Consider the following 26263-nt stretch of genomic DNA (forward strand, 5'->3'; position numbering starts at 1 on the left):
GGTAAATGAAAAAGGCAATTAAGTTTGTATCATTAATTCTTGTTTTGTGCATGATGTTTTCCATGACAGCTTGCGCACCAAAAACAACCGATACTACGACACCAGAGCAAAAAGAGGAACCGAAACAGGAAGTGAACATCACTCCTATGAAAGCAGGAGAGTATGTTGTTGATGTTACTGGTATGCATCCGATGAAAGTGAAAGTAACATTAAGCGAAAAGGCTATTGAAGCAGTTGAAGTTGTATCACAAAGCGAAACTCAGGGAGTTTCTGATGCAGCATTAAAAGAAATACCGGCTAAAATTGTAGAAAAGCAAAGCATTGGTATTGATGTTGTTACCGGAGCTACCAGAACAAGCAGCGCCATAATTGAAGCAGCTACTAAAGCAATTGAAATGGCAGGCGGAGTTGTTGCTGAATTTGATATTGCAGAAGCTGCAGCAGAGACAGCAAATGATGCAAGACCACCTATGGGAACAAAGGATTTACCGTCTACATGGGATATGACTTATGACATAGTTGTTATAGGCGGAGGATTTGCAGGATTATCAGCTGCTTACAATGCATCCACTCAAGGGGCAAGCACACTTCTTATAGATAAAATGCCGGTATTAGGCGGAAACTCACAAATAAACGGCGGTGTTTATGCTTCTTATACAAGTAAGATAGCAGATGAGCTCTACACTAAGCTTGGTCTTCAACCAGATACAGCAGAAAAACATATAGAGGATACCATTAAGGGCGGAGACTACATGGGTGACATAAAATTGGTTAAAAATTTTGTTTATGGCTCACCTGTTATGCTGAACATGCTGTTAGACAACGGGCTTCAGGTGCGTGAATCCATTACCAGACCAGGCGGACACTACGGTTATCGTACATATACTACAATTAACGGCATAGGAGCAGACATTGTTGCTGTTCAAAAGAAAATGCTTGAAAAAACTTCAACTGAAGTTATGCTGAACACCAAGATGACTCAGATATACAGAGAGACAACAGGTGAACAAAGAGTAATAGGTATAAAAATTGAAACAAAAGACGGCGTTAAAAATGTTAAGGCAGAAAAAGGTGTTATCCTTACAACAGGAGGATTCAGTGGAAACGTTGAAATGCGTTCAAAACACGTGCCTGCCCTCACTGCTGATCTGCCTACTACAAACCATGTAGGAGCAACAGGCGAAGGTATAATAATGGCACAGGAAGTTGGAGCAAACACTACACAAATGTCTTACATTCAACTTTATCCATTTGCTAATCCAAACAACGGAGTTTTGGATGCATATGCTGTAATTCCTTTCAGTGGTCCAAGTTCAGGAATTGTTTATGTTGATGTAAATGGAAAGAGATATGTAAACGAAGGTGAAAGACGTGACGTATGCTCAAGAGCAGCGCAGGAAAGCGGCGGATTCCCAACATTCTCAATTTTCGGACAGGATATAGTTGACAAGGCAGGCTTCATTACAGAATCACAGCTTCAAAGCGGAATGGAAGCAGAACGTATATTCAAAGCAGATACTTTGGAAGAACTTGCTGAAATAATAAATGCTCATCAATACAAGGAACAATCAATCAACATGAGCGGCGAAACATTAAAAGCTACTATTGATACTCACAACGGATATATTGATGCAGGCAAGGACCCTGACTTTGGAAAAGTTATAGACAAAGGCGTAATGCTGAAAACAGATAAAGGTCCATACTATGCAATTCCTCAGTGGCCTTCAGTTCACCATACAATGGGAGGACTTACAATAACTGAAAGAACAGAAGTACAGGATATATGGGGCAAGGTAATACCTGGTCTTTATGCTGCAGGAGAAGTTACCGGAGGTGTACACGGAACAAACAGACTTGGCTCTAATGCTATTCCGGATGCCATGGTTCATGGATACATTGCAGGTGAAGTTGCAGTGACAGGAAATGTTCCTGATTTTGTTAAGTAATATTAGTTTAAAATGTTAAAATAAGAAGGCAGAACCTTGGAATAAATCAATTTCCAAGGCTCTGTTTTTTAAACGTTTATTTCAAAATATTGTATGAAATTTAAAGCGGCAGTTTATGGTAGTCATAAATTGCCGCTTTTATTTGATGATTATTTACTTATTCCAATGAACCGTTCAGCACTCTTACGATGTAGCTGTCTGCCGGAAGGAATATTGTTTTGTCGCCCTTCATGGTTGCTTTCAAAGCTTCAAGACTTCGTATGAATTCATAATAGCTTGCTCTGTCTTCTGTTGAGTATGCATCTGCTATGATTTTCATGTATTCACCTTCGCCTTCACCCTTGAGCTCTTCTGCTGTTGCTTCTGCCTTTGACAGAAGTATTCCAACTTCTTTGTCTGTTTCATTGACAACTTTGCTGGCTTCCAGATTTCCATCTGCCCTGTAGCTTTCAGCCATTTGTGTTCTTTCAGAAACCATTCTGTTGTATACTGCAGATTCGTTGTCTGAAGGAAGGTCAAGTCTTTTTATTTCAACGGCAATTGTTGAAACACCGTAATTTTTAAGCTGTGCGTTTACTATTTCTGTGATTTTCACGTTGACGTAATCGATGCTTCCTTTGTCTGAGTTTATAATATCAGCCTGATTCATTGTTCCCAGTGTATTTTTAACTGCACTGTAAACAACTGCATCTATACGGTTTTCCATTTCAGAGATTCTACTTACTGTCTTCATGAATTTAGGAGGGTCATCAATTCTCCACACTGCAAAATTGTCAACAACCAATGTCTTTTTGTCTCCTGTGAGAACTTCTGAAGGAGGTATGTCGTACATCATTCTGTAGCGTGGAATTGTTTCCACCTTGTCAAGCATTGGAACCTTGAAGTGAATTCCTGCTGTATCCTGAATTTTTACGAATTTTGAAAATCTTGTAACATATGCATATTCATTTTCACGGACAATGTATGCAGTGTTAGTAACTGCAACCAATACTAAAATTAAAATGAATAATTTGAGGATGGCGCCAAATGAGTTTTTCTTTTTAGGTTCGTTAGTTTCCTGCATTAGTTTGCACCTCCTGTGGTTGTTTCTGTATCTGTAGTGAAGCTTTTCAATGGAAGCATTTTTTCAACTCCGCCTTCAGTGGAATCAACATATACTGTAACTCCCGGCAATATTTCTTCGATTGTTTCCAGATACATTCTTGTCTTGGTTATGTTTTTATTTTTGGCATATTCGGTGTACATGGCATTGAATTTTGCCACATCTCCCTTTGCTGCATTGATTCTCGATTCCTTGTATGCTTCCGCATCACGTATAAGCTTGTCGGCACGGCTTTCTGCTGCAGGCAGTGTCTTGTTCTTATATGCCAGGGCTTCATTGATTCTTGTTTCTTTTTCCTGTTTTGCTGTTTCAACGTCTTTAAATGCAGCTATAACTTCTGATGTTGGAGGCTGGCTGTCCTGGATCTTTACGTCCAGCACCTGTACTCCCAAATCATAATTTCCAAGCTTGTTCACTATCTTTTCTTTGATTTCTGCCTGAATTATTGATTTTTCTGTAGTAAGGACTCCGTCTACATTCTTGGAACCTATTATGCTTCTTGCTGATGACTGTGAAATCATCTTCAGAGTTTGTGAAGGTTCGTCGGAATTGTACAAAAACTTAACTGGATCAGAAATTTTCCATTCAATGAAGAAGTCAATGTTTACAATGTTGAAATCTCCGGTAATCATTTTTGCTTCGTCTGGTACCGAGGTATTATCTGAATAGCCCTGACTCTCGCTGCCGCTTTTATAACCAATTTGCAATTTTTGAGTTCTGTTTACTTCAACCTTTGTTACTCCCTGTATCGGATATGGCAGCTTGAAGTGCAGCCCTGCACTTTCGACGCTTGTTACCTTACCTAGAGTTGTAACAACAGCTTGTTCTGTTTCTTCAACAGTGTACTGGCATGACAGTATTGCATATACAGCAACAATTACCAGCGGCAAGACCAACAGAGTCTTACCATGGAATTTGCGTCTTGGTTTTTTTTCTTTAAATTCGGGATTTTCAAATCCCTTTTCTTTTTGCTTTTGTAAAAAGCCTTGCAATTTAAAAAGCAATTCTCTATAATCCATAGTTCCCCCTTAAACGATTTCCCAATAATGCAATTATAACGTAGTCAATCCTGACGTAGTTTATTTACAAAGTATTGGTATTTGAATTATATCATAAATATCATATATATCCAAGGAATTATTATCTATTCAGCCGTTTTAAAAATTGAACTTTAAAAAGGGATGTGATAAAATTCAATATAAAATCAAAGGTGAAGATTCTTAGAAATCAAATGGTGTAATATGAAGAAATACAGAATTGGGGAACTGGCTAAGGAAATGGGCGTATCCCATGAATATATCAAATATTATGAAAAGAACAATGTAATTCAATGTGAAAGAGATGCAGAAAGCAAGTATCGTTATTTCTCATTTGCAGATGCAGGCAAGGTAGCAGATGCTAAAAGATTCCGAAACCTGGGGTTTACTGTAAAGGAAGTAAAAAGTTTTATTTGGGACTATTCCCTGGATACTTCTTTGGAATTGTTCAAACAGAAAATAGTTGAACTGTCAGAAGAAACATTTAAACAAAATGAACGAATTAAATATATGAATAATGTTTTGAATTGTTTTCCTTCAGGTCGGTTTATTGACAACCAATGGTACATTATTGAACAGGAAGAATATTATTTTTTTCCACATACAAAACAAAATTCATTTTTTCTCAATGAGAATGACAGCATAAGAGTTCAGAAGTGGATTGATGAACAGCCTTTGACAAGCAAGACTTTAGAAATACCTCTTGGGGAAGATGCCTCCTTCATGGATTATGAATATCTGTATGGATTTATGGCAGAAAAAGATGTTGCTGATATGTTGAAGCTGGATACAGATAAACCTGCGGTAAGAGTTGAGCGAGGCAGATGTTTCTTGTATTTCTTTGAAGCAAGAACACCGGATGGATACTGTGGTAATCATGTTCCACCTGCTGTTCCTTATCTTGATAAACCCATTGCTGTTATGAAGCAGTGCGGTCTTGTTCCCCGAACTTCTACAGGATACTGCAAGGTCATTCATCGTGCCAGGGGAGATGAAGAAGGTCTGCATTACTATGCCTTTTATATTCCCGTTGTATAATAAAAATCCGCATAATAAGCGGATTTTTGTTGATGATAAAGTAACTTTCAACGTTGCCAATAATCGGTTTATGTTTATTTTAAACCTTTGATGTAATTTGCTATTTCTGTTCCTGCCACGCTTCCTGATGACAATGACAAGCCAAGAGCTGCACCTTCATTGCCGTAGTATGGAGTTGTGAACAAGCTTCCTGCATCAACACCTGCTGCATACAATCCCTGTATAGGTTCAAAGTCAGCATTTATTACACGAAGCTTATCATCAACCTTCACACCGCCCAATGTGCCCCATGCACTTGACTGATACTGGAATACATAATATGGTCCTTCGTCAACTGCAGTCATGAAATAATTGCTTTTGCCAAATGTGCTGTCAACTCCTGATTCGCACATGGCGTTATATTCATCAACAGTTTCAGGAAGATTTTCAAGTCCGAAATACTGTGCCAGTTCTTCTATGGTATCAGCCTTGTAAGCCCATCCTTCTTTGACTGCAGTGTCGAATCTTTCTCCTGCTGCTTTAAGAACCTTACCTTCCTGAGTCATTTTTCCTACATACCAGTCTTCAGGTTGACCAAGATAATCCCAGATGCCAACTTCGCTCATTGCATTGAAATATTCTTCGTCTATGATGCTGTAGAAATATCCCTGGCGCAGAATTTCTTCTCCTCCTGCCAATGGTTTTGTAGCCATGATTTCTTCATTCATGAAACGTGTTCCTTCATTGTTTACCAATAGTCCGCCGTAAATTGCATATTTAAGGTTGTCGTTTTTCTGCCATCCTTCGCTCTTTTCGTTTTCACCGGCAAACTCATTGAATATTAAAGAAAATGAATTTTTCTCAAGAACTCCGCCTGCTTCCATGGCCATGGATATTCCATCTCCTGTACTGAGAGTATTGCCAAGAGGTATTATTCCAACGTTGCCGAAATGTTCTGCAAGCATTTCATTGTTTCCAAGATATCCGCCTGTAGCCAGAAGTACAGCATCGGCATTTACCTTTACAGGTGTACCATCTGCCTTTGTTCCGGAAACACCAATAACTTTGCCCTGTCCATCTGTTATTACGTGTTCGCCAGTAGTTTCAAACAGAAATTGTCCGCCTTTTCCTTCAACAAAGTTCTGAACCATCTTGAATCGGTCTTCACCTTTTACAGGAAGTTTTAATCTGGCACGGAATCCAACACCGTAGTTGTCCGGACGAAGAATTGCTTCCAATCCCATGTCAAGAAGTTTGTTTATCATCGGTCCGCCTGCTTCGATTGTTTTTCTAAGCAGCAGTGAGTTTACTGTTCCTTGTGAATAGTTGTACATGTAATTGTAAAGCTCATCGGCTGAAACTCCTTCACCTTCGGCTTCCTGCACCCTGTTAGAGCTTGTTGAAGGGCCGCCTGCCACTGCAGCATTGCTGCTTCCAATTGTTGCTGCCTTTTCAAGCACGATGACATCAATGTCCTGCTCACTGGCATAAAGTGCTGCCATGAGTCCTGCACCGCCTGCTCCTACTATTGCAAGCTGAGTTTCATATACTTCTTCCTCTTTGGCTGCTTTTGGGATTTCTTTTGAGAAATCTTCAACATTGCCTCCTGCCTGAGTGATGCAGTCCTTAACAGCTTCAATTATTGCATTGCTTGTATATGTAGCTCCTGAAACAATGTCTGCCATAACACTTTGGTTTTCTACGATTTGCTGAGGTATTTTTTCAACCGGTGTTTCAAATATACCTGCAGTTTCTGAATGCTCAAGAACTTTTGCTTCTGTAATGGAAGTATCATCAAATGTTACTTCAACTTTAACATCCCCATTTTTTCCTTTCCCTGTTCCGGTGTATGTACCTGCTTTCAAGGAACTGCTGCTAACGGCAGTTTCCGGTGCTGAAGTCTGACTTGAACAGCCTGCCAATGATCCTGCAGCCAATGCAACAGCAAGGGTAACAGAAATCAATTTTTTAAAACCATTTTTCATTTCTTTCCTCCATTGTTTAACTAATAATTTTATGCTTTTTAATCATAAATGAGAGGCTAACCCTCAAGTCAAGTTAAAAAATTATCAAATTAAAGCGTTTTTCTTTGGTAAGATAAAGATTATTTTTACGAAAAGAGTAAGTTTATCAGAATAAGATAAAAAATTTGAATCACAATGTTAAATAATGCACAAAACTTAAGGGTAACACTTGAAGTTTTATGCGTAAAAAATATAGTGCATAATAGCATAAAATTGATTGCTTAACGTCAAAAAACAGCGCTTATTTTTAACTCTAAGTCCAAAAAATGCAGTTGAATTGTCGTAAAGTAATGGAGGCTTTGGAACTGTTTTAAAAAAACATTGCAATTCTCAGGAAAGTTGTTAAAATGTAACATAAGATTATATAAGACGAGGAAGACGATGAAAATTAATAACATTTCAGATAAAAGACACAAAAGAATAGTTGTGAAAGTGGGAAGCTCAACACTCACTCATGACACAGGCAAGTTAAATCTCAGAATGATGGACAAGATTGCAATGGTTTTGAGTGACATTAAGAATGAAGGTGCAGATGTAGTTCTTGTAACATCTGCAGCGGTGGCAGCCGGAGTATCAAAACTGGGCTTAAAGGAAAGGCCAAAGACAACAAAGGAAAAACAGGCAGCAGCCTCTGTGGGACAATGTGAACTCATGTTTGCTTACGATAAAGTTTTTTCACAATACAACCAGACAGTTTCTCAGCTTCTTTTAACAAGGGATATAACTGAGAATCCAATGCTTAAGGAGAATGTAACCAATACGTTTGAAACGTTGTTCACATACAATGTTATTCCTATTGTAAATGAAAATGACAGCGTGGCAATCGAAGAACTTGTATACGGTGACAATGACACATTGTCGGCTGTTACGGCAAAGATTGTGTGTGCAGATTTGCTCATTATATTAAGTGACATTGATGGATTGTATGACAGCAATCCTCAAAACAATCCTGATGCAAAATTAATCCCAATTGTAAGAGAAATTACTGAAGAAATTGAAAGCGTCGCAGGGGGTTCGCAAAGTTTGGTAGGAACAGGCGGAATGGCAACAAAGATTGCTGCAGCAAAGATAGCTGTTGCAAGCGGCATTGACATGGCAATAGTAAACGGCAAAAGTCCTGAACTGATATATGATGTGCTTGACGGAAAGGCTGTGGGAACATTATTTCTAAAGAAGGAAGGTAAGTAAATGTCAGAACTTATAACAAAGGGAAAAAATGCAAAAGAGGCTTCTTACGAGCTCATGAACATCTCAACTCAGCTGAAAAATGATGCATTGAAAAAAATAGCAGAAAACCTCGTGCTCCATTCGGCTGATATAATTGAAAAAAACAAACTGGATATTAAAAATTACATGGACAAGGGAATGGGTTCTCAGATGGTTGACAGGCTCATGCTCAATGAGGAAAGAATAACATCAATTGCTGAAGGTGTAAGGCAGATTGCTGAACTTGAGGATCCTGTTGGTGAAATAATTTCCATGAAAAAAAGACCAAATGGTCTTCTCATAGGACAAAAGAGAGTTCCTTTAGGTGTAATAGGAATAATTTACGAATCAAGACCTAATGTTACAGTTGATGCTGCATCTCTTTGCCTTAAATCATCAAATGCAGTCATGTTAAGAGGCTCAGGTGATGCCATCAATTCAAACAAGGAACTGGTGAAAATCATGAAAATGTCTCTTGCACAGGCAGGAATACATGAAGGGGCCATAGAGCTTGTAGAAGACATTTCAAGGGAAACAGCTTCACAGTTCATGAAACTCAACGATTATCTTGACGTGCTCATACCAAGGGGCGGAGCAGGACTGATTAAGACAACTCTCGAAAACTCTACGGTTCCTGTCATAGAGACGGGAACAGGAAATTGCCACGTGTATGTAGATGAATTTGCAGAAATTGAAATGGCGTACAGCATCCTCATAAATGCAAAGACATCCAGAACTTCCGTGTGCAATGCATGTGAAAGCCTTCTTGTTCATAAAAACATCAAGGATAAATTCATGGCTGAAGCAGTTAAAAGGCTGAAGGAAAAAAATGTTCAGGTAAGAGGTTGTGAAGAAACAGTGAAGATATGCAGCGATGTAATTCCTGCAATAGAGGAAGATTATGGGACAGAATTTCTTGACCTCATTATTTCAGTTAAGGTAGTTGAAAGCATAGATGAAGCAATCAAACACATCAACAAGTACGGAACGGGACATTCTGAGACAATCGTGACTGAAAGCTACACAAATTCACAGAGATTTTTAAACCAGGTGGATGCTGCTTGTGTCTACGTCAATGCGTCAACAAGGTTCACAGACGGATTTGAATTTGGATTTGGAGCAGAAATAGGAATAAGCACTCAAAAAATGCATGCCAGAGGTCCCATGGGTCTTAAGGAACTTACGACTTCAAAGTATATAATTTATGGAAACGGACAAATCAGATAGCAGAATAAGTATGATGTTAGAGCAATAACTATATATGAAATTATAAAAACAGAACGGTATTTTTATACCGTTCTGTTTTTATACATATGTCCGTATTGTAAAGACTTATTTATAAGAATATATGCAAATTTAGTATAATTTTATTAAGGGTTGTCAATGGCGCCTTCTATGGATAAACTTGGAATAACTTACAAAATAAAGTGGCTATAAAACCTATGTATCATTGGGAAAAGTCATAGTAACTGAAAGAAAAATATGATGTTCATATTTTGTGATTTGTAAACATAAGATATATAAAATTAAAAACAAATTTTAATGCCAGGAAACTCAAATAGAATAAAAATAAATCATATATTGGTTTTTTATTATATATAATTACTGATAAGAAGATTGTTTTCATAAGAAAAAAATGTATAAAATTTAAATTATTTATTGAATGTACTTAATTTGTGTGCTATACTTTTATCAATTTAGTGAAATTTGGGAATGGAGGTGGTTTTTTGAATAAGGAAAATATACTTAGGAGTGCGGAAAAAATTAAGGATGAACTCATTAGGATAAGGAGGGATATTCACGCTCATCCTGAAGCTGGCCGACAAGAAAAGAGAACATCTGAGCTTGTGGCAAATAAGTTGAGGGAATTAGGACTTGAAGTTAGAACAAATGTGGCAGAAACAGGAGTAGTAGGTACATTAACAGGCAAATATCCCGGAAAAACAATACTTATGAGAGCAGATATGGATTGCCTTGCAATGGAAGAACTTAATGATGTTGAATACAAGTCTCAAACTCCGGGCTTGATGCACGCCTGTGGACATGATTCTCATACTACTTGGCTGCTTGGAGCAGCAATGATACTATCGCAGTATAAAGATGAACTTCATGGAAATGTAAAATTTTTATTCCAGCCTGATGAAGAAAATGACGGCGGAGCAGAACGAATGATACAAGATGGAGCTCTGGAAAATCCTCATGTTGATGCAGCAATAGGAGCTCATGTGTGGCCTGCCTTAGAATCAGGCAAGATAGGAGTCAAGTATGGCTCAATGATGGCTTCACCTGATCGTATACTGATTAATATTTATGGTAAAGGTGGACATGGCGGAGTGCCAGACAGCTGCATAGATCCTATCACAACAGCATGTCAGGTTCAAATGGCATTGCAAACTATCGTTAGCAGGAGGATTAGTCCGGTTGAATCTGCGGTTGTAACAATTTCCAGGATAGAAGGTGGAACTACACACAACATAATTCCTGAAAAAGTGCAGATGGAAGGTACTATAAGGACTTTAACTTATGAGTTAAGAGAAAAAGTTCCTAAGATGGTAGAAAATATTATTAAGGGCGTATGCGAAGCTAATGGTGCAACTTATGAATTTATATATGACCCCCATTACCCGCCTGTTGTGAACAATGACGAAATTAACGGCTTTATTGAAGAAGCAGGAAAAGAAATATTAGGAAGTGAAAATGTAGTCAAGATGGTCAATCCAACTATGGGAGGCGAAGATTTTTCGTATTTTCAGCTTAAGGTTCCGGCATCATTCTTTGTTATAGGTACTTATAATCCTTCAAAGGGTTTGACAAACCCACTTCACAATCCTCGATTTAATATTGATGAAGACATACTTCCAAAGGCTTCAGCTGTTATGGCCCAATGTGCCATAGATTATCTTAGTAATAACTAAAGCAATGAGTAATTTTATATCTTAATTTAATAAGTTTTCTAAATAATAAATAAACAAGGAGGAAGTAAAATGGCACAAGCTAAATTAAAAAAATCAAAGTTTGATAAGTTTCTTGATAAAATAGAAGAAATAGGTAATAAATTGCCTGAAGCATTTATGATATTTTTGTATTTAGGTATTTTCATGATGGTATTATCATTAGTTGCTTCACTTTTAAAAATGTCTGCAGTTCATCCGGTTACAGGGGAAACATTGGTTGTTCAAAACCTGATTTCAGCTTTTGGATTGACTAAGATTCTTACAAGTGCTGTATCGGGTTTTACAGGATTTGCACCTCTGGGTGTTGTGCTTGTATGTATGCTGGGCGTTGGCCTTTGCGAAAAATCAGGGCTGTTACAAATTGCAATCAAACATGGTCTCGGAAATGTTAAAGGATCACCTATTAAGGTTATGGTAATACTAATTATGTTATCAATACTGTCTATGGCAGCAGGGGACTCCGGATTCATCGTAATGCCTCCTCTGGGAGCATTGATATTCTTATCACTGGGCAGAAATCCTCTAGCCGGCATGATGCTTGCATATGCATCTGTAGCAGGTGCATTTGGCGGAAACTTTATTCCTACATCTCTTGATATGCTTCTCATTGGTTTCACTGAAAATGCAGTAAAGATTTCAGGATTGCCAGCAGAAACAAATCCAATGATGAACTATTACTTCCAGCTTGCATCTACAGTACTGGTTACCGGTGTTGGTTTATGGGTCACGCTGAAATTTGTTGAACCAAGATTGGGAAAACTGGAGAATGTACAAGAAGAAGGACGTATAGAAGAAGTTTCGGATATACAGCGCAAAGGCATGAAATCTGCAGGTATTTCATTGTTAGTATTACTTGCTTTAGTAGTTGCAGGAACAGCACCGGCAAATGGTATATTAAGAGATCCTGAAACTTTTAAAATTATAAGCAGCAAGGCTCCTTTGATGCAAGGGCTGGTAGTAATAATTACTTTGGCTTTCTTTATCCCTGGTATGGTTTTCGGAAGAATTACAGGAACTATAAAAGATTCAAGAGCAATGGTTAAGGCATTAAACCAGTCAATGTCTGAAATGGGCGGATATATTGCGCTTACATTTATGATGGCTTTGTTCTCAAATATATTTGCATGGTCTAACATGGGTATCGTCCTGGCAATAAAGGGTGCAAATGCGCTGCAGGCTTCAGGTTTCCCAATTCCTGTTGTAATGATCCTGCTCATACTGTTCATTATTCCTCTTGATGTGTTCCTTGCAAGTTCATCAGGAAAATGGGCAATATTTGCTCCTATATTTGTTCCTATGTTCATGTTCCTTGGATTCCACCCGGCATTTACTCAGATGGTATACAGAATTGGAGATGCAGTTATAAACGTATGTACTCCTTTGTTGGCATACTATATCATGATGCTTGAACTTGGTAGAAAATATGATAAGAACCTTGGACTGGGCACAATGGTCGCCACAATGCTCCCATACTCAATTTTCTACATGATTGGATGGATCGCACTTTTGTTAATCTGGTACTTTACGAAGCTGCCGTTGGGACCTGGCGGACCGCTGCTGTTGCCATAGAGTTTTTAATTTAAAAATAAAAGCAATAATTTAAATAATTATTGCTTTTTATTTTTTTGATTTTTTATATTATTTACTCATTTTTAGCCATTCTATTGCTGTGTTTGCATAGACTGCCGAACCTATGTAGAATACATCTTCGCTGAAGTCTACTTTTGGATGGTGCTGAGGATAGGGGAATCCTTGTTCAGGAGAGCCGCCGCCTAATGCCATCATAACTGAAGGAACTTTTTCGCTTACGTATCCGAAGTCTTCTGAACCTGTCATTTTACCTCCGGGGAATGCTTTTTCAAATCCCAGCGTGTTATCTTCGCCTAACAACTCGTTATTTATTTTTACTACTTTTTTGTAAAGTTCAGGATCATTGTATACTGAAGGACATTTAATTCTGTATTCAACCGTTGCTTCTGCTCTGAATGTTGAAGCAACTCCCTTTGCAATTTCAACAACTCTTGTTTTCATGAATTCTCTGTCATTGCTGCTGAATGCTCTTATGCTTCCTTCTATAAAGGCGGTGTCAGGAATTATATTTGAAGCGTTTCCTCCGTGCATTTGTCCGATTGTTATTACTGCTGTGTTGGATGGTGCAATTTCTCTAGCTATTACTTCCTGCAGAGCAGTATGTATGTGAGCCATTACATTAAGAGGGTCTACACAGTCCTGAGGCATAGCTCCGTGACCGCCCTTGCCCTTTATATCAATGTGGAACATGTCTCCGGATGATGTGAAGTATCCTGGGTTGGGAATAATCAGTGTTCCTGCAGGAACAGGCATGCCGGAAAAAATATGGATCATGACTGCTGCATCAACTTTAGGGTTTTCAAGAACGCCTGCTTCTACCATGGCTTTTGCTCCTGACAGCTGTTCTTCAGCCGGCTGAAACATCAATTTAACAGTGCCTTCAATTTCATCTTCATGATTTTTCAAAATCTGAGCTGCTCCTAAAAGCATTGCTGCATGAGTATCATGTCCGCAAGCATGCATGTTTTTTGTAATGGATTTAAATTCAAGTCCATTTTCCTCCACTATGGGAAGAGCATCCATGTCAGCTCTTAACAATATTGTCTTGCCTTCCTTTTTGCCGCCAGCCAGTGCAACCACCGCTGAATCGGTTATAACCTCAGGTTCATAGCCCATTGATTTGAGCCTTTCAATTACATATGCTGTGGTTACCGGTAAGTCCATTCCAAGCTCTGCATTCTTATGAATGTATCTCCTGTCTTTGACTATGGAATTTTGCAGAGATTTTGCTTCTTCTAAAATATTAGTCATATGATCACCCCTTATTTTAATTTTATGAAATTCATTATATAGCAATGGTTTTTAGAAGTCAAAAATATTTACGTAAATGTATATAAATAACTTATGGATTACATCTACCGCAGGGAGTGTAGCCTTGGTCCACAGCATTTTGTCTTATGGTGAAAAATATCTTGTTTGATTCTTTCATGTCTGCAACAGAGCTGCAGTCAGTCTTGTGGAAAACAAGGGAATTCTTGTTCCCAACATAATTTGTTTCGGAAATTGCTGGAGTTTCTTTGACCTCAGAGGAGTCTGGAACCGGCGGTGTGTTTAAAATCTCAAGAGGTGCCAATGGAATTTCCATAACTTCATCGCTTGTTATTGATATGTCCTTTCCATTTGAAACAGCCACTATTGTTCCAAGTTCATCAGTCCTGTAAATTTCAGAGCCTATGTCTGAAAGCCTGTTCAGTGTTTCAATGTGGGGATGACCATAGCTGTTGTCTTCTCCGCACGAAATGATGGAATATTCAGGAGTGACAGCCTTAAGAAAATCAATGCTGGAGCTTGTTCGTCCCCCGTGATGGCCTACTTTTAATACGTCTGAATCAAGATTGAAACCTCCCCCAAGCATTTCCAGTTCAGATACGCTTTCAGCATCTCCCGTAAACAAAAATGATGTATTATCATACTCCAGTCGTGCAACTGCAGAATATTCATTTAGCTCAGAATAATACATGCTCTTTGGGGATAACAGTTCCAATTTTAAATCAGGGCTGTCGATTATTTTTAATCCCGGTTTTGCAAATATTGTTTCAATGTCTTTGTTTTCAATTGCAAGCATTGTGCTCTCATATAAATTTGAGCTTGCTAACACATCGGGCATATAGATTTTTTTTACGGTGAAGTTATTTATTATTTCTTTTGCAGAACCAATGTGATCTTCATGGGGATGGGTTAAAATAAAGTATTCTATGTCGTCCACATTGAGATTTTCCAGGTAGTTTTTTATATAACTGCCATCTCCATAATTCCCTGCATCGATTAGGACTTCTTCTCCGTTTGGCAGCTGTATGAGCGTACAGTCAGCCTGGCCAACATCCAGAAAGTACACAATAAGCCCTGAATTATTGTCAGATGTATTGGTTGTGTCTTGGCTTGTGTTTGAAACCTGTTCTGCATTTACTCCGCATGATGCTAAAACATAAGTCATCAGTGCTAAAAATAAAATCAATATATTTCTTTTAGTGCTTTTCATAAAATCATCCTCTTTCTTGCTTTATACTATGTTATGTTAAGTTTTATTGTGCGATGAGTACAATAACAATAAAAACCGGCCAGCATCCGGTTTTTGAAAGAGCTTACTGCTTCATAACATTATGTAATATTGTAACACAACAGTGAAAATTTTGAAATATCATGATTGAAATAAAAAGTTGACAGACAACACATCATGATGTATAAAACAAATAAAATGAATTGAATATTCTATTGATCCGGTGCAAGAATAATATAATTACAATTGAGGAGTTTCCTATGAACTTTGTTGTTTTCGATTCGGAATTTAATCAAAATATTAAAGCACTGACAAACAGCGATAAAAGGTCGGTATATCCTTTTGAAATAATTCAATTAGGAGCAGTTAAAATTGATGAAAGTTTTAATGCTGTTGGTACATTCAACCGGCTTGTTAAGCCTACAATTTATTCAAGCATCCTTCCTTTCATAACTAAGCTTACAGGCATCGAAACAGAGCAGCTGATGGACAAGGAAACATTTCCATCTGTTTTTAGTGAATTCATCAACTTTGCGGGTTTTGATGCAGTTCTTTGCATGTGGGGAATGTCCGATATTAAGGAACTGTTCAGGAATTCATCATACCATGGTCTTGATTTGACACTATTGCCTAAAAGGTATATTAATATTCAGCAGCATGCATCCGCATATTTTAATTCTCCACAGAAAAATCCACTTAGGCTTCAACATGTGGTTGAACTAATGAATATTCCTGTTTCTTCAGATTTTCATGATGCGCTTAACGATGCGTATTATACGGCAGAAATTTTTAAAAGATTGTACAATTCTTCAGTTGAAATAAAAGAATACGATCCTGATTATGTGAGACCAAGAATAATTAAGACAAGGAAAAAAATCGATACTGAAGGATTGCTGCAGCAGTTTGAAAAAATGTATCAGCGTGAATTGACTCCGGAAGAAAAATCAATAATCATCTTGGCATTCAAAATGGGAAAGACGGGGCAATTTTTAAAATGACTAATATGTTTTATATTTTTATCTATGGGTATCATTAAATTAGTATAAAAACTTTGGAGGGAATATGTCAAAACTATTTGCAAGCTATATTATTAAGGATTTAGAATTGAAAAATAGAATCATAATGGCTCCTATGTGCATGTATTCTGCAGGAGATGATGGTAAAGTCACTGACTGGCATGTCATACATTACGCTTCAAGAGCAGTGGGAGGAGTTGGAATGATCATACAGGAGGCAACTGCAGTTGAATCAAGAGGAAGAATATCATCCAGAGACTTGGGCATATGGGATGATTCTCACATAGATGGACTTAAAAAAATTGTTGAAGCAGTCAAATCAAATGGAGCTAAAATAGGAATTCAGCTAGGTCATGCAGGAAGAAAGTGTGAAGCTGAAAGCGAAAAAATAATAGCTCCCAGCCCAATAGCATTCAATGAAGAATACAGGGTTCCTGCTGAAATGACAAAGGAAGATATTAAGGCAGTAGTTGCAGCATTTAAGGCTGCAGCTCAAAGGGCAAAACAGGCTGGGTATGATGTGCTTGAAATTCATGGTGCTCACGGTTATCTTATTAATGAGTTTTTGTCTCCTGTTACAAACAAGAGGACGGATGAATACGGCGGTTCACCTGAAAATAGAGCAAGAATTTTAAAGGAAATAATCCGCGCTGTTCGAGATGTATGGCCTAATGAAAAGCCTTTAATGATGAGAGTCACAGCCGAGGATTATGTTGATGGAGGAAATCATCCTGATGATCTGGCAGAATTGATCAACCTGGTGAAAGAATATGGTCTTGATTTGATAGATGTAAGTTCAGGCGGGGTTGTGAGCGTAGCTCCAAAAGCATTCCAGGGATACCAGGTAAAGTTTGCCGAAATCATAAAGGAAAAAACAGTCCTTCCTGTTGTTGCAGGAGGACTGGTAATAGATCCCAACATGGCTGAAGAAATCTTACAAAACAACAGGGCAGATTTGATTTTTATAGGAAGAGCCTTATTAAGAAATCCATACTGGCCTTTGCAGGCAGACTATGAGCTCAGCAATGAAACAAACTGGCCTGTTCAGTATGAAAGAGGAAGACTAAGAAAAAGATAATACTGGAATGAAAAACTAACCGAATTCATTGTAAAGTGTTGAAGTATCAAGTCATAGGGGCGGATCTTGTATCCGCCCGAATCGTTGCAAAATGTTGATATTTAAGACATCTGTTCTATGAAATCTGCAAATATTTGAATTGCACTGATGCATTTATCTACCCCAAGTTCCTTGAACATGTTTATGTTCTGAGGATTATTCACAATTGAAAGCGTGGTTTTTATGTTGAACTGTTTCTTGGAAATTTCACATATGATGAGATTTGAAGCATCATTTCCCGTAAGCGCAATCACTGCATCCATTTTTGCAGCATTAGCGCTTTCAAGTACGGAAGATTTTGTGCCGTCTCCGCATATGGCAAATACCTGATGGCTGTCAGAGAGCATTTCGCATAACTGTTTATCTTCATTGACAATTGTTACATCATGTCCGCTGGATTTCAACAATTTTGCTAAATAATTCAGCTTCATATGACCGCCTACCAATAATATTTTCATACAGCTATACTCTCCTTATCTGAAATAATCCTTTTAAATTCATTTTCTGAAAGTACACATGGGCATATGGATGTTATGTCCATATCGGCACATAAAAATTTTTTTGCGGAGTCATATATTCTTACAACAACTTCATCAGCCTTATACAAATGCTTAGACATCTGTCCGATCATTATATTTGTGTTGTCATCATTTGTTGCTGCAATGATTATACTTGCTTTACCGGCACCTGCAAATTCAAGCAGGTCAATGTCTGCAGCATCTCCTGTTATTGTAAAACCATCAAATTCAGGAGAAAGCTTTGAAAATGAATTTTCATCTATGTCAATAATGTGTACATTCATGTTTTTCTTTTGCAGTAAGACAGCTGTTTTTGAACCGAACTCGCCGCATCCTGCTATGACTGCAAGCTCTTTGTTTTGTTTTTTAAAAATATTCATTTTATTCACCTCTTGTTCAATTGTACAAAATATTATATAAAGACAGTATTAACATGTAACAAATAATATAAAAAATGTATTAAGACATATACCATTTTATTCATCTGCAAACCTGTATCCTATGCCAACTTCAGTCAATATATATCTTGGCTTAGCAGGACTTTTTTCAAGTTTTCTCCTAATGTTTGCCATGAATACTCTAAGAGACTGCATATCACTTTCAATATATGAGCCCCAGACTTCTTTCAATATATAATTGTGAGTAAGTACTTTGCCGGCATTTTTAACAAGGAGAGTGAGCACGTTGTATTCCATGGGTGTGAAATGCACCTCTTTGCCTTCCAACAGCACAATGTGTTTCTCCAGGTCTATTTCAAGGTCTGCCACTTTGTATATTTTGGGAGCTTCAGTTCTTGAGTTTCCCTTGTGTCTGAAAACAACTCTTATTCTCGCCAGGAATTCTTTAATGCTGAATGGTTTTGTAAGATAATCATCTGCCCCAGCATCAAGTGCTTCTACTTTTTCGTTGTCCTGGTCTCTTGATGACACAACAATTATGGGAATGTCAGAAAAGCCCCGAACTGTTTTTATGATGTCTATTCCATCCATGTCAGGCAGACCAAGATCCAGTATTATCATTGAGATGTTCTGGGTTGCAATGATGTTCATGGCTTCTTTTCCGGTAGAAGCCTCCATGCAGTCATAATTCTGTGATTTTAATGAAAAATTTATGAAGTTTCGTATTTGTTTATCATCTTCGACTATTAAAAATAACATCCTTATCTCCTATGCCTTTAAGTAAAATTTGAAGGTTGCACCGCCTTCTTCATTATTTTCTGCGTAAATTTCACCACCATGATAATTAATTATGGCCTTGCATATGGAAAGGCCCAAACCCATACCATGTCTGGAATCAGGTATTTTGTTGCTGCCAACGTAAAACATCTTGAAAAGATTTGGAATGTCATTTTCATTAATGCTAAGCCCGTTGTTATATACTTCAAACCATACCTTGCCGCCTTCAGGCCATATGGATACAATAATTTCATTTTGAGGAGTTGTATGCTTTATGGCGTTGTCTACTAAGTTTATAAGAACTTGTTCAATAAGCTTTCCATCCATGGGCACAAATAAAACTTCATCCGGTAGATTTATTGAGACTTTGTGATCAGGATAGTACTTAGACGCACGGGCAATGGACTCTGCAACAATTTCTTCTACTGCTTCTTTCTTGATATTGAGTGCCAGTCTTCCTTCCTGAATTCTTGTGAGGCTTAAGATATTTTCAACAAGCTTTGTAAGCCATCTTGAATCTTCATATATTTCGGACACAAGCTTAAGACTCTCATCCTCCTTGAGGCTGTGGTACAACATTTCCGATGCGCCTGTGATTCTTGTCAATGGAGTTCTCAAGTCATGAGAAATGGAGCGTAGAAGGTTATTTTTGAAACGTTCGTTTTGTGTTTCAGTATTTGCGTTTTCTTTTTCCTCTATAAGAATTTCTCTTTCCATTGCTATGGTTATCTGCATGACAATTGAGTCAAAAAGAAATTTGTTGCTTTCTATCATTTCATCCATTTCCTGAGGAAAACAAATGTAGCTTATGCATTTTCCACGAATTTTAATGGGGAAGGAGGGATGATTCTTAACGAATATTTCAATTTCATTCCAGTCAGCTTCTATGTTGTTAATATCAAAACATCCTTTTTTTACTGTAAGAATTTGTGATTTAGATTTGTCATTTGCTAAAATGCAGGAAATATCGCAGACAAGAAGGTTTGACAAACATTTAGAAGACACTTTGGCAACATCCAATACTTCGCTGGTTTTAGCAAGGGAGCTTGTGAGGCTGTACAAAATGTGAGCCTGTTTTTCACGGTCATCTGTCATTTCCTTTGAATGCAGCAGTTTGCTTGTAAGTGCGCTTGTAAAAACAGCGGAAGTCAGCATAACAATGAATGTGAAGTAGTATGATTTATCTTCAACCTTGAACGTGTAAAGAGGAATGGTGAAAAAAAAGTTAAAAGATAATATGGATATAACTGAAGCTACGATTCCGTAAGTATATCCTTTAGTATATCTTGATGTTATCAACACTGAAAGCAGGTAAATAACCACAATGTTTGCTTCATTAAACCCAAGGTGCTGAATCATAAGTGACAGTAATGTGCTGGATGCATTAAGAGAAATGGTTACAGCACATTGCTTTATAATATTCGAATAATTCTTTCTATCCAGAGTTAACATCTCATTCCTCCCGGTAATTGATTGGTATAATAATTGCTGCTCATCTATTTGCTGTGACGGGTTTCTATTAAGAACAGCGTCATAAGGGAGGCTGCAAGGACTGCCGATAAGGCAGCAACAGTAATTTTTGTGGAAGGAATCAGCTCATCTTCCACATGACCCGTTTTTTCAACTTCCAGGGCAGCCCCGTGTATATCAGATTCTCCTCCATGTTCTTTGCATGTTCTGTTAAATATGCCGGATACTTTCAGAACATCTCCCTTATATTTATAGTTTCCGAAATATTTAACTTTTTGTGCATCTGATGAACTCATCCAGATACCAATTGCGTTTGTGCCGTCATTGATGTTTATCCAGGAATGGCTGCCCCTGTTCATGGCTTCTCCTACAGCTTCACCTGAAACTGTAACTTCCTGCTGGTCAAATTCTGCTGCATTTTCAATGAGATTGCTGATGTCAATAATTTCACTTATTTCATCGGCATATGCATTTTCAGAAAATGAAATTATAAATGCAGTTACTAATATTAATGTTTTAATTTGCTTAAGCATGTTTTTCTAATACCTCCGAAAATGTACCCGATCAGCGCAAATGCCGAAATAAATTCAAGCCTTCCAAGATACATGGCCACAATGTAGTAAACTTTCATTACAGCAGGCATTGAAGCAGCAGTGATGCCAATGCTCAGTCCTACATTTCCAGTTATGGATGCCGATTCAAAAGCTGATTCTGAAAGTGGATAGCCGTAATATGTTCCAAGCATTGTGCCTGCTGCAAATGTAAACATGTAGCAGCATATTATAATTGCTGAAGATTTAATGGCTCCGTCTTCTAAAATGTAGTCCTTAATGTGGTGAAATTTATAAAGTCTCATGTTTCTTTCCGAAGACAGAATCTTTTTTACATCCATAATCAATCCCTTAAAGACAATTCCAACTCTTAACCCTTTAAAACCGCCAGCTGTTGAGCATGCAGAGCCCCCTATGAGCATGGCAATGATTAAAATCATGATTCCAAAGTCCCCCCACTCAAGGGCAAACTGTCGTGCATAAACAGAACCGAACCCTGTTGTTGTGTGCGCCGAAAGTATATTGAATATAATTCTTCTTAAACCCATGACAGCATCCGAATATGCATCAATTTTTGAAAGCCACAATAGTGCAATCATTGAAGCTGTGAAGGATGTTGCAAAAAAGCTTTGTGTTTCTATGTTTTTGTAAATTTCTCTGCTGTTACCGTGCCAAATGGCATAATGGAGCCCAAAGTTCAGTGAACCAAGTATGAATATGACCATGGCAATGGTTTCATATGAAGCGCTATGGTAATACATTATGTTTTGAGTAGTAGGAGCGAAGCCTCCTGTGCTCCAGGACGATTCAAATATATAAAGAGCATGAAGAAAAGCTGATACCGGACGTAAACCTATTATTACTCCGTTGATCCAAAGTGCTGCAGTTCCGATAATCAGGTAAACCATGCTTATTTTCCATATTTGTCTGGCTGTTCCTTTTACGTTGGGGACAAGTTCTACATCTTTTCCCTCACCGGCATAAATTTTATAAGCTCCTCCTGTTTCCTTTACTAAAAGGGAAAGAGCAAGAACAATCATTCCCTGACCTCCAATAAATGTGAGGAGGTGTCTCCACATGTTAAGTCCGTTTGACAAGTGGTCCAGATCCTGTGTTAGAACAACTCCTGTAGTTGTAAATCCGCTCATTACATCAAATACAGCATCCAGAAGAGATAGTGTATTTCCGCTTAATCTGTATGGTATGGCACAAAGGACTGCCAGCAGTATCCAGGAAAGTGATGCCACAACAAATCCATGCTTCCACTGAATATTTGATTTGCTTTTTTTTGCCTTTATTCCGTACAACATGAGTGCAAGGCCTGTAATGGTGGATATTGACATGCTGATGATGAAATCAAGCAGAGGATTCCATTCCCTGAACAACAGTGATGTTAAAATCGGTATGATCATCAGTGTTGTTACTATGAGTATGATAAAACCTGTGTAGTAGCTTATGATACCCATGTTTTGGTTTTTAATTTTAATTGAACTCATTAATCTCACCTCATTATCAAAAAAGCAGCACCAAATGTCAAAGCAACATACGCTCCTATTGTGAGAAGTTCTTTTGTAATTCCTTTTAATTCCGTTTTATTTAAAGACATCATATTTTCCTCTTATTCATTTTCCTAGTTATTTCAGACAATGCAGCTCTGCTTGCAACTACCAGGACCTTATCCTTGTCCATAATTTCTGTGCTGCCCTTGGGATATATTACAAAGGAATCCCTCAATACTGAAACAACCACGCATTCTTCAGGCATAGAAAGTTCTTTTATCATTTTGCCGCGCCATTCATTTGCAGCATCTATTATTAATTCGGCTATTACCATGGATCCTCGTTCAATTGTGCTCACAATTCTGTACTTGTTCTTATCGAGTTCGCACTCAATTAAATTTGCAATTACTTCTGTGCTGCATACTATGTTGTCAATTCCCAATGTTTTGAACATTTGAATGTTTTTGGGGTTGTTTACCCGGGCTATGGTTTTAGCTGCATTGCAGTTGAATTTTGCTATCTGACAAATGACTAGATTTTCTTCGTCGGTTCCAGTTACTGCTGCAATTATTTCTGCTTCATCTATTCCTGCATCTATTAATACATCGAAATTCGTTCCATCGCCGCATATAACTTCCGCATTTGTATCTTCTGCTATTTTGAGGCAAGTTTCCTTGTCTCGTTCTATAACTACCACATCATGATTTTTTTCAAGCAATGTTCTGAAGAGGTTTGAACCGACCTTTCCTCCGCCTATTATTATTGTTTTCATAAAATTGTCCCCTTTCCTACCATATTGATTAGAGCATCCATGTTCTTTTTTTGCATGGTGCATATTATTCTGTCACCGCTGTGAACAATCTGGTTTTTTTGAGGAATAAGCTTGTCTTCTCCGCAAACAATGAAAGATATAATGCATGAACAGTTCTTTTCGATGTTATCAACTGTTGCTTTAATGTCTTTTCCTACAAGAACATCGACAATTTCAAAATCTTCATCTATGCTGTGAATAACATTCACCTTGTTTAAATTAAGCATCCTTTTTAAATTAGCAATACCTATGTTGATTGTTTTCAGAGTCTTGATTCCCAGTTTGTCATAAATATATTCCTTGCCGGGTTCGCTCACTCTGGATATAACATTTGGAACATGATATATTTTTTCGGCAATTAAGGATACTGTAATATTAATGTTATCATCTGAGGAAACAGCCAACAGAGCATCGGCCTGATTTATTCCTGCTTCCATAAGTTTGTCATTATCAAATTCTATGCCCTTTAACCTTAAGCCGTTAAAGCCTGTTCCCAAAACGCTTAATTTATTGCTGTCCCGATCAATAATGCAGACATCATGGCCTTCATCCGACAGCTGCTTTGCCAGATTGCTTCCAAGCCTTCCGCAGCCAACTATTATTATATACATTTTTTCTCTCTTCCTGATTTGAATTAGCTGGAACATAATTAATTGACCAGCAGATTATTTCTTTCATATGCTAACAGAAACACTATTAATTTGGTGTAAAGAAAACAAGCAGAATATAAATTTTATATAAAGATTATGATTAGTTATAGTGCTTAAATAAGGATAAACGCAAATTTCTTGTTGATGTGACTGTTCATGTGTAGTATAATCAACTGGAAATTGATTACCAAAAATGGGGATATTATGCTGAACAGGGGAACAGCTATTGCAGCTGAAAATTCAGAAAACGTGGTTAATTTTAGAGTTGTGCGCAAAAACAACTATCCATACATATTCATCTGGGTTGTTTATTATGCCTGGGTTGTTGTGTTTACCACATGGTGGACGGCATCGCCTCTTTTAGACAGAGTTTATGGTGTTGGAATAAGGAACATTCTTCATTCTGTAAACCTTATTTCTTCTGCTGTCTTTGTTTTTGTAATAAAAAAAGAATGGTATACATGGACTGCAAAAACTGGATCAGTGTTTATATTGGTAGGAATGGCATCATTTTTGTTTTTTAAAAATGATTTTCCTGTGTTGTCGGTATCTTCTGCAGCCATTACAGGAATTTTTCTTGGCTGTGTAAACATAAGTATTTTGATTCCCTTTGTCTTTGTTTTGAACAACACTGAAAAGTTCTACGCTGTTGTGGGAAGCAATATTTTGATAAATATTCTATCAGTAATTAAAGATTCTACAGACAGCAGCTTTATTCCTGGAGTGTCAGGAGCATTGTTTTCATTTGTCATGCTTGCTGCAGGTCTTGTTGCTGTTTTATATTTCAAGGAAGATTCTGAACTGCTTGAAAACAATGAATCTGTAGTAATGCCTTCAAGAGTGTACATGACTCTTGTTATAAACTGTGTTTTTGCTGTGCTATGCAAAGGAATTGCCAAAGGAATGCTTAACTCCGCAGCATCAACATCAAGTATGCCTGTTATGAACATATACTACCTGGGAGGTCTTGTTGGCTGCATTTTGTATTTCACTGTTTACAAACGCACACAAAAGGCAATACATCTGGCATGGAACATTACATTTGGATCAATAACAATGGGTTTTTTATGTTTTTCATTCATAAGCCACATTGAAGTTCTCACTGCTGCATTTTCCATATTTATAGGAATAGGAAGCACCATCGGAATGATAAACATGTACTACATACTGGGAGTCATAGGCAAGAAGTACAACAGTTTCAGATATGTGAGGCTGTCAATATTGTTTATAGGCATTTGCGGAGGCCTGGCAGGAGTACTGCTTGGAAATCTTATTTATGAAGTTGATGTTTTTAATCTGTCAGTGATATCATCATTGATATCAGCCGGAATAATGATTGTTTTTCTTATGATGTCTCCCATACTTACACGCACTTATTATAGTGATGAATGGGCTGATGATTCACAAAAAATAGAAATAGACAACGACCATATGAGCATGTTCAAAAAGTATTCTTTAAGCAAAAGAGAAACTGAAGTGTGCAAACTTCTTCTGGAAGGTTACACACTGCGGCAGATATCTGCAATCATTTCCATTGCTTATCCAACAGTCAATACATACTGCACATCGTTGTATAGAAAATTAAAAATTAACAGCAGGACGGAACTATTTGTGCTGTTTAAGGATTATCCAATAAAAAATAAGCCTCATTAAAACTAATGAGGCTTATTTTTTGCACTGATTTGAACTAATGAATAGACTAATTATGCTTTCTGGCAGAAAATATAATCAATGATTCGGATTAATTACGGAGGCGGGTATGTTTGATAAACTGAAAAAAATATTGATTCCAGACAAAAACAACAGTGAAGAAGTCGATGAAGGACATATTACCGGCATGAGGGAGCCGGACATTGACAGTGAACGCCTTGAAAGAGTATCAAGGCTCACCCCTAGGGAATACCAGCTTTACCTGTTGCTCCTTGAAGGCTATTCCCTAAGAGAATGCGCAGAAAGACTCAATGTAAAGTATCCAACAGCCAATACGCACATGACCAGCATGTATAAGAAGCTCGAAATCAAAACAAGGGCTGAACTTATCATTAAGTATAGGGACATAAGAAATCATTAATCTATTTTAAAA

The 26263-nt window shown here is 37.6% G+C and carries 23 protein-coding genes; 10 read left to right on the plus strand and 13 right to left on the minus strand.

Going from position 1 to position 26263, the window contains the following annotated elements; all coding sequences use genetic code 11:
• Positions 1-5: 5 nt before the first annotated feature.
• Positions 6-1946 (plus strand): flavocytochrome c, encoded by a 1941-nt coding sequence (locus BN358_RS01100; RefSeq protein ID WP_019227472.1) that lies wholly within the window; start codon positions 6-8, stop codon positions 1944-1946.
• A gap of 157 nt (positions 1947-2103) precedes the next feature.
• On the opposite strand, the gene hflC is transcribed toward BN358_RS01100, so the two are convergent.
• Complete coding sequence (hflC, locus tag BN358_RS01105; RefSeq protein ID WP_019227473.1) at positions 2104-3009, minus strand: protease modulator HflC; 906 nt, start codon at positions 3007-3009, stop codon at positions 2104-2106.
• Entirely contained in the window at positions 3009-4067 is a 1059-nt protein-coding gene (gene hflK, locus BN358_RS01110) for an FtsH protease activity modulator HflK (protein ID WP_019227474.1), read from the minus strand. The genes hflC and hflK overlap by 1 nt, the downstream gene beginning before the upstream one ends.
• 222 nt (positions 4068-4289) lie before the next feature.
• Here hflK and BN358_RS01115 point away from each other — a divergent pair, with 222 nt between their 5' ends.
• Positions 4290-5123 (plus strand): MerR family transcriptional regulator, encoded by an 834-nt coding sequence (locus BN358_RS01115; protein ID WP_019227475.1) that lies wholly within the window; start codon positions 4290-4292, stop codon positions 5121-5123.
• 74 nt (positions 5124-5197) lie between these two features.
• On the opposite strand, the gene BN358_RS01120 is transcribed toward BN358_RS01115, so the two are convergent.
• The gene (locus tag BN358_RS01120; RefSeq protein WP_019227476.1) at positions 5198-7087 is read right to left on the minus strand and encodes an FAD-dependent oxidoreductase; all 1890 of its coding nucleotides are present in this window, start codon (positions 7085-7087) and stop codon (positions 5198-5200) included.
• Positions 7088-7507: 420 nt separating this feature from the next.
• Here BN358_RS01120 and proB point away from each other — a divergent pair, with 420 nt between their 5' ends.
• The 4 genes from proB to BN358_RS01140 all read left to right on the plus strand — a co-directional run bounded on the left by proB (position 7508) and on the right by BN358_RS01140 (position 12855).
• Positions 7508-8314: a glutamate 5-kinase gene (gene proB, locus BN358_RS01125; protein WP_019227477.1), complete on the plus strand. Its 807-nt coding sequence runs from the start codon at positions 7508-7510 to the stop codon at positions 8312-8314.
• Positions 8315-9559 carry a glutamate-5-semialdehyde dehydrogenase gene (locus tag BN358_RS01130; RefSeq protein ID WP_019227478.1) on the plus strand — a complete coding sequence of 415 codons (1245 nt, stop codon included), beginning with the start codon at positions 8315-8317 and terminating at the stop codon, positions 9557-9559.
• Positions 9560-10059: 500 nt separating this feature from the next.
• Positions 10060-11247 carry a M20 family metallopeptidase gene (locus BN358_RS01135; RefSeq protein WP_019227479.1) on the plus strand — a complete coding sequence of 396 codons (1188 nt, stop codon included), beginning with the start codon at positions 10060-10062 and terminating at the stop codon, positions 11245-11247.
• Positions 11248-11316: 69 nt separating this feature from the next.
• The gene (locus tag BN358_RS01140; protein ID WP_019227480.1) at positions 11317-12855 is read left to right on the plus strand and encodes an AbgT family transporter; all 1539 of its coding nucleotides are present in this window, start codon (positions 11317-11319) and stop codon (positions 12853-12855) included.
• 69 nt (positions 12856-12924) lie between these two features.
• On the opposite strand, the gene BN358_RS01145 is transcribed toward BN358_RS01140, so the two are convergent.
• Complete coding sequence (locus BN358_RS01145; RefSeq protein WP_019227481.1) at positions 12925-14127, minus strand: M20 family metallopeptidase; 1203 nt, start codon at positions 14125-14127, stop codon at positions 12925-12927.
• A 91-nt stretch (positions 14128-14218) separates the two neighbouring features.
• Positions 14219-15355 (minus strand): ComEC/Rec2 family competence protein, encoded by a 1137-nt coding sequence (locus tag BN358_RS01150; RefSeq protein WP_019227482.1) that lies wholly within the window; start codon positions 15353-15355, stop codon positions 14219-14221.
• A 278-nt stretch (positions 15356-15633) separates the two neighbouring features.
• Here BN358_RS01150 and BN358_RS01155 point away from each other — a divergent pair, with 278 nt between their 5' ends.
• Complete coding sequence (locus tag BN358_RS01155; RefSeq protein ID WP_019227483.1) at positions 15634-16371, plus strand: 3'-5' exonuclease; 738 nt, start codon at positions 15634-15636, stop codon at positions 16369-16371.
• 64 nt (positions 16372-16435) lie between these two features.
• Positions 16436-17467 carry an NADPH dehydrogenase NamA gene (gene namA / locus BN358_RS01160; RefSeq protein WP_019227484.1) on the plus strand — a complete coding sequence of 344 codons (1032 nt, stop codon included), beginning with the start codon at positions 16436-16438 and terminating at the stop codon, positions 17465-17467.
• 101 nt (positions 17468-17568) lie between these two features.
• Here the strand turns inward: namA and BN358_RS01165 are convergent, their stop codons facing one another.
• The 8 genes from BN358_RS01165 to BN358_RS22150 form a co-directional block, all read right to left on the minus strand.
• Complete coding sequence (locus BN358_RS01165) at positions 17569-17964, minus strand: TrkA family potassium uptake protein (protein ID WP_019227485.1); 396 nt, start codon at positions 17962-17964, stop codon at positions 17569-17571.
• Complete coding sequence (locus BN358_RS01170) at positions 17961-18404, minus strand: TrkA family potassium uptake protein (RefSeq protein WP_019227486.1); 444 nt, start codon at positions 18402-18404, stop codon at positions 17961-17963. The genes BN358_RS01165 and BN358_RS01170 overlap by 4 nt, the downstream gene beginning before the upstream one ends.
• Positions 18405-18500: 96 nt before the next feature.
• Entirely contained in the window at positions 18501-19181 is a 681-nt protein-coding gene (locus BN358_RS01175) for a response regulator (protein WP_019227487.1), read from the minus strand.
• Positions 19182-19190: 9 nt separating this feature from the next.
• Complete coding sequence (locus tag BN358_RS01180) at positions 19191-20651, minus strand: DUF4118 domain-containing protein (RefSeq protein ID WP_019227488.1); 1461 nt, start codon at positions 20649-20651, stop codon at positions 19191-19193.
• Positions 20652-20695: 44 nt separating this feature from the next.
• Positions 20696-21202 (minus strand): hypothetical protein, encoded by a 507-nt coding sequence (locus BN358_RS01185; RefSeq protein WP_019227489.1) that lies wholly within the window; start codon positions 21200-21202, stop codon positions 20696-20698.
• Positions 21178-22716 carry a TrkH family potassium uptake protein gene (locus tag BN358_RS01190; protein ID WP_019227490.1) on the minus strand — a complete coding sequence of 513 codons (1539 nt, stop codon included), beginning with the start codon at positions 22714-22716 and terminating at the stop codon, positions 21178-21180. Before BN358_RS01190 ends, BN358_RS01185 begins: the two co-directional genes overlap by 25 nt.
• Positions 22717-22825: 109 nt before the next feature.
• Positions 22826-23491 carry a TrkA family potassium uptake protein gene (locus tag BN358_RS01195; protein WP_019227492.1) on the minus strand — a complete coding sequence of 222 codons (666 nt, stop codon included), beginning with the start codon at positions 23489-23491 and terminating at the stop codon, positions 22826-22828.
• Positions 23488-24141 carry a TrkA family potassium uptake protein gene (locus BN358_RS22150; RefSeq protein ID WP_019227493.1) on the minus strand — a complete coding sequence of 218 codons (654 nt, stop codon included), beginning with the start codon at positions 24139-24141 and terminating at the stop codon, positions 23488-23490. The genes BN358_RS01195 and BN358_RS22150 overlap by 4 nt, the downstream gene beginning before the upstream one ends.
• A gap of 243 nt (positions 24142-24384) precedes the next feature.
• On the opposite strand from BN358_RS22150, the gene BN358_RS01205 reads away from it, so the two are divergent.
• Together BN358_RS01205 and BN358_RS01210 are read left to right on the plus strand one after the other, a co-directional pair.
• Complete coding sequence (locus tag BN358_RS01205; RefSeq protein WP_019227494.1) at positions 24385-25833, plus strand: helix-turn-helix transcriptional regulator; 1449 nt, start codon at positions 24385-24387, stop codon at positions 25831-25833.
• A 106-nt stretch (positions 25834-25939) separates the two neighbouring features.
• The gene (locus BN358_RS01210; protein ID WP_019227495.1) at positions 25940-26251 is read left to right on the plus strand and encodes a helix-turn-helix transcriptional regulator; all 312 of its coding nucleotides are present in this window, start codon (positions 25940-25942) and stop codon (positions 26249-26251) included.
• Positions 26252-26263: the final 12 nt, after the last annotated feature.

Source organism: Sedimentibacter sp. B4 (assembly GCF_000309315.1).
Classification (GTDB): Bacteria; Bacillota; Clostridia; order Tissierellales; family Sedimentibacteraceae; genus Sedimentibacter; species Sedimentibacter saalensis.

Coding starts and splice junctions, on each gene's coding strand:
- BN358_RS01100 (WP_019227472.1), top strand. CDS start 6: ATGAAAAAGGCAATTAAGTTTGTATCATTAATTCTTGTTTTGTGCATG.
- hflC (WP_019227473.1), bottom strand. CDS start 3,009: ATGCAGGAAACTAACGAACCTAAAAAGAAAAACTCATTTGGCGCCATC.
- hflK (WP_019227474.1), bottom strand. CDS start 4,067: ATGGATTATAGAGAATTGCTTTTTAAATTGCAAGGCTTTTTACAAAAG.
- BN358_RS01115 (WP_019227475.1), top strand. CDS start 4,290: ATGAAGAAATACAGAATTGGGGAACTGGCTAAGGAAATGGGCGTATCC.
- BN358_RS01120 (WP_019227476.1), bottom strand. CDS start 7,087: ATGAAAAATGGTTTTAAAAAATTGATTTCTGTTACCCTTGCTGTTGCA.
- proB (WP_019227477.1), top strand. CDS start 7,508: ATGAAAATTAATAACATTTCAGATAAAAGACACAAAAGAATAGTTGTG.
- BN358_RS01130 (WP_019227478.1), top strand. CDS start 8,315: ATGTCAGAACTTATAACAAAGGGAAAAAATGCAAAAGAGGCTTCTTAC.
- BN358_RS01140 (WP_019227480.1), top strand. CDS start 11,317: ATGGCACAAGCTAAATTAAAAAAATCAAAGTTTGATAAGTTTCTTGAT.
- BN358_RS01145 (WP_019227481.1), bottom strand. CDS start 14,127: ATGACTAATATTTTAGAAGAAGCAAAATCTCTGCAAAATTCCATAGTC.
- BN358_RS01150 (WP_019227482.1), bottom strand. CDS start 15,355: ATGAAAAGCACTAAAAGAAATATATTGATTTTATTTTTAGCACTGATG.
- BN358_RS01155 (WP_019227483.1), top strand. CDS start 15,634: ATGAACTTTGTTGTTTTCGATTCGGAATTTAATCAAAATATTAAAGCA.
- namA (WP_019227484.1), top strand. CDS start 16,436: ATGTCAAAACTATTTGCAAGCTATATTATTAAGGATTTAGAATTGAAA.
- BN358_RS01165 (WP_019227485.1), bottom strand. CDS start 17,964: ATGAAAATATTATTGGTAGGCGGTCATATGAAGCTGAATTATTTAGCA.
- BN358_RS01170 (WP_019227486.1), bottom strand. CDS start 18,404: ATGAATATTTTTAAAAAACAAAACAAAGAGCTTGCAGTCATAGCAGGA.
- BN358_RS01175 (WP_019227487.1), bottom strand. CDS start 19,181: ATGTTATTTTTAATAGTCGAAGATGATAAACAAATACGAAACTTCATA.
- BN358_RS01180 (WP_019227488.1), bottom strand. CDS start 20,651: ATGTTAACTCTGGATAGAAAGAATTATTCGAATATTATAAAGCAATGT.
- BN358_RS01185 (WP_019227489.1), bottom strand. CDS start 21,202: ATGCTTAAGCAAATTAAAACATTAATATTAGTAACTGCATTTATAATT.
- BN358_RS01190 (WP_019227490.1), bottom strand. CDS start 22,716: ATGAGTTCAATTAAAATTAAAAACCAAAACATGGGTATCATAAGCTAC.
- BN358_RS01195 (WP_019227492.1), bottom strand. CDS start 23,491: ATGAAAACAATAATAATAGGCGGAGGAAAGGTCGGTTCAAACCTCTTC.
- BN358_RS22150 (WP_019227493.1), bottom strand. CDS start 24,141: ATGTATATAATAATAGTTGGCTGCGGAAGGCTTGGAAGCAATCTGGCA.
- BN358_RS01205 (WP_019227494.1), top strand. CDS start 24,385: ATGCTGAACAGGGGAACAGCTATTGCAGCTGAAAATTCAGAAAACGTG.
- BN358_RS01210 (WP_019227495.1), top strand. CDS start 25,940: ATGTTTGATAAACTGAAAAAAATATTGATTCCAGACAAAAACAACAGT.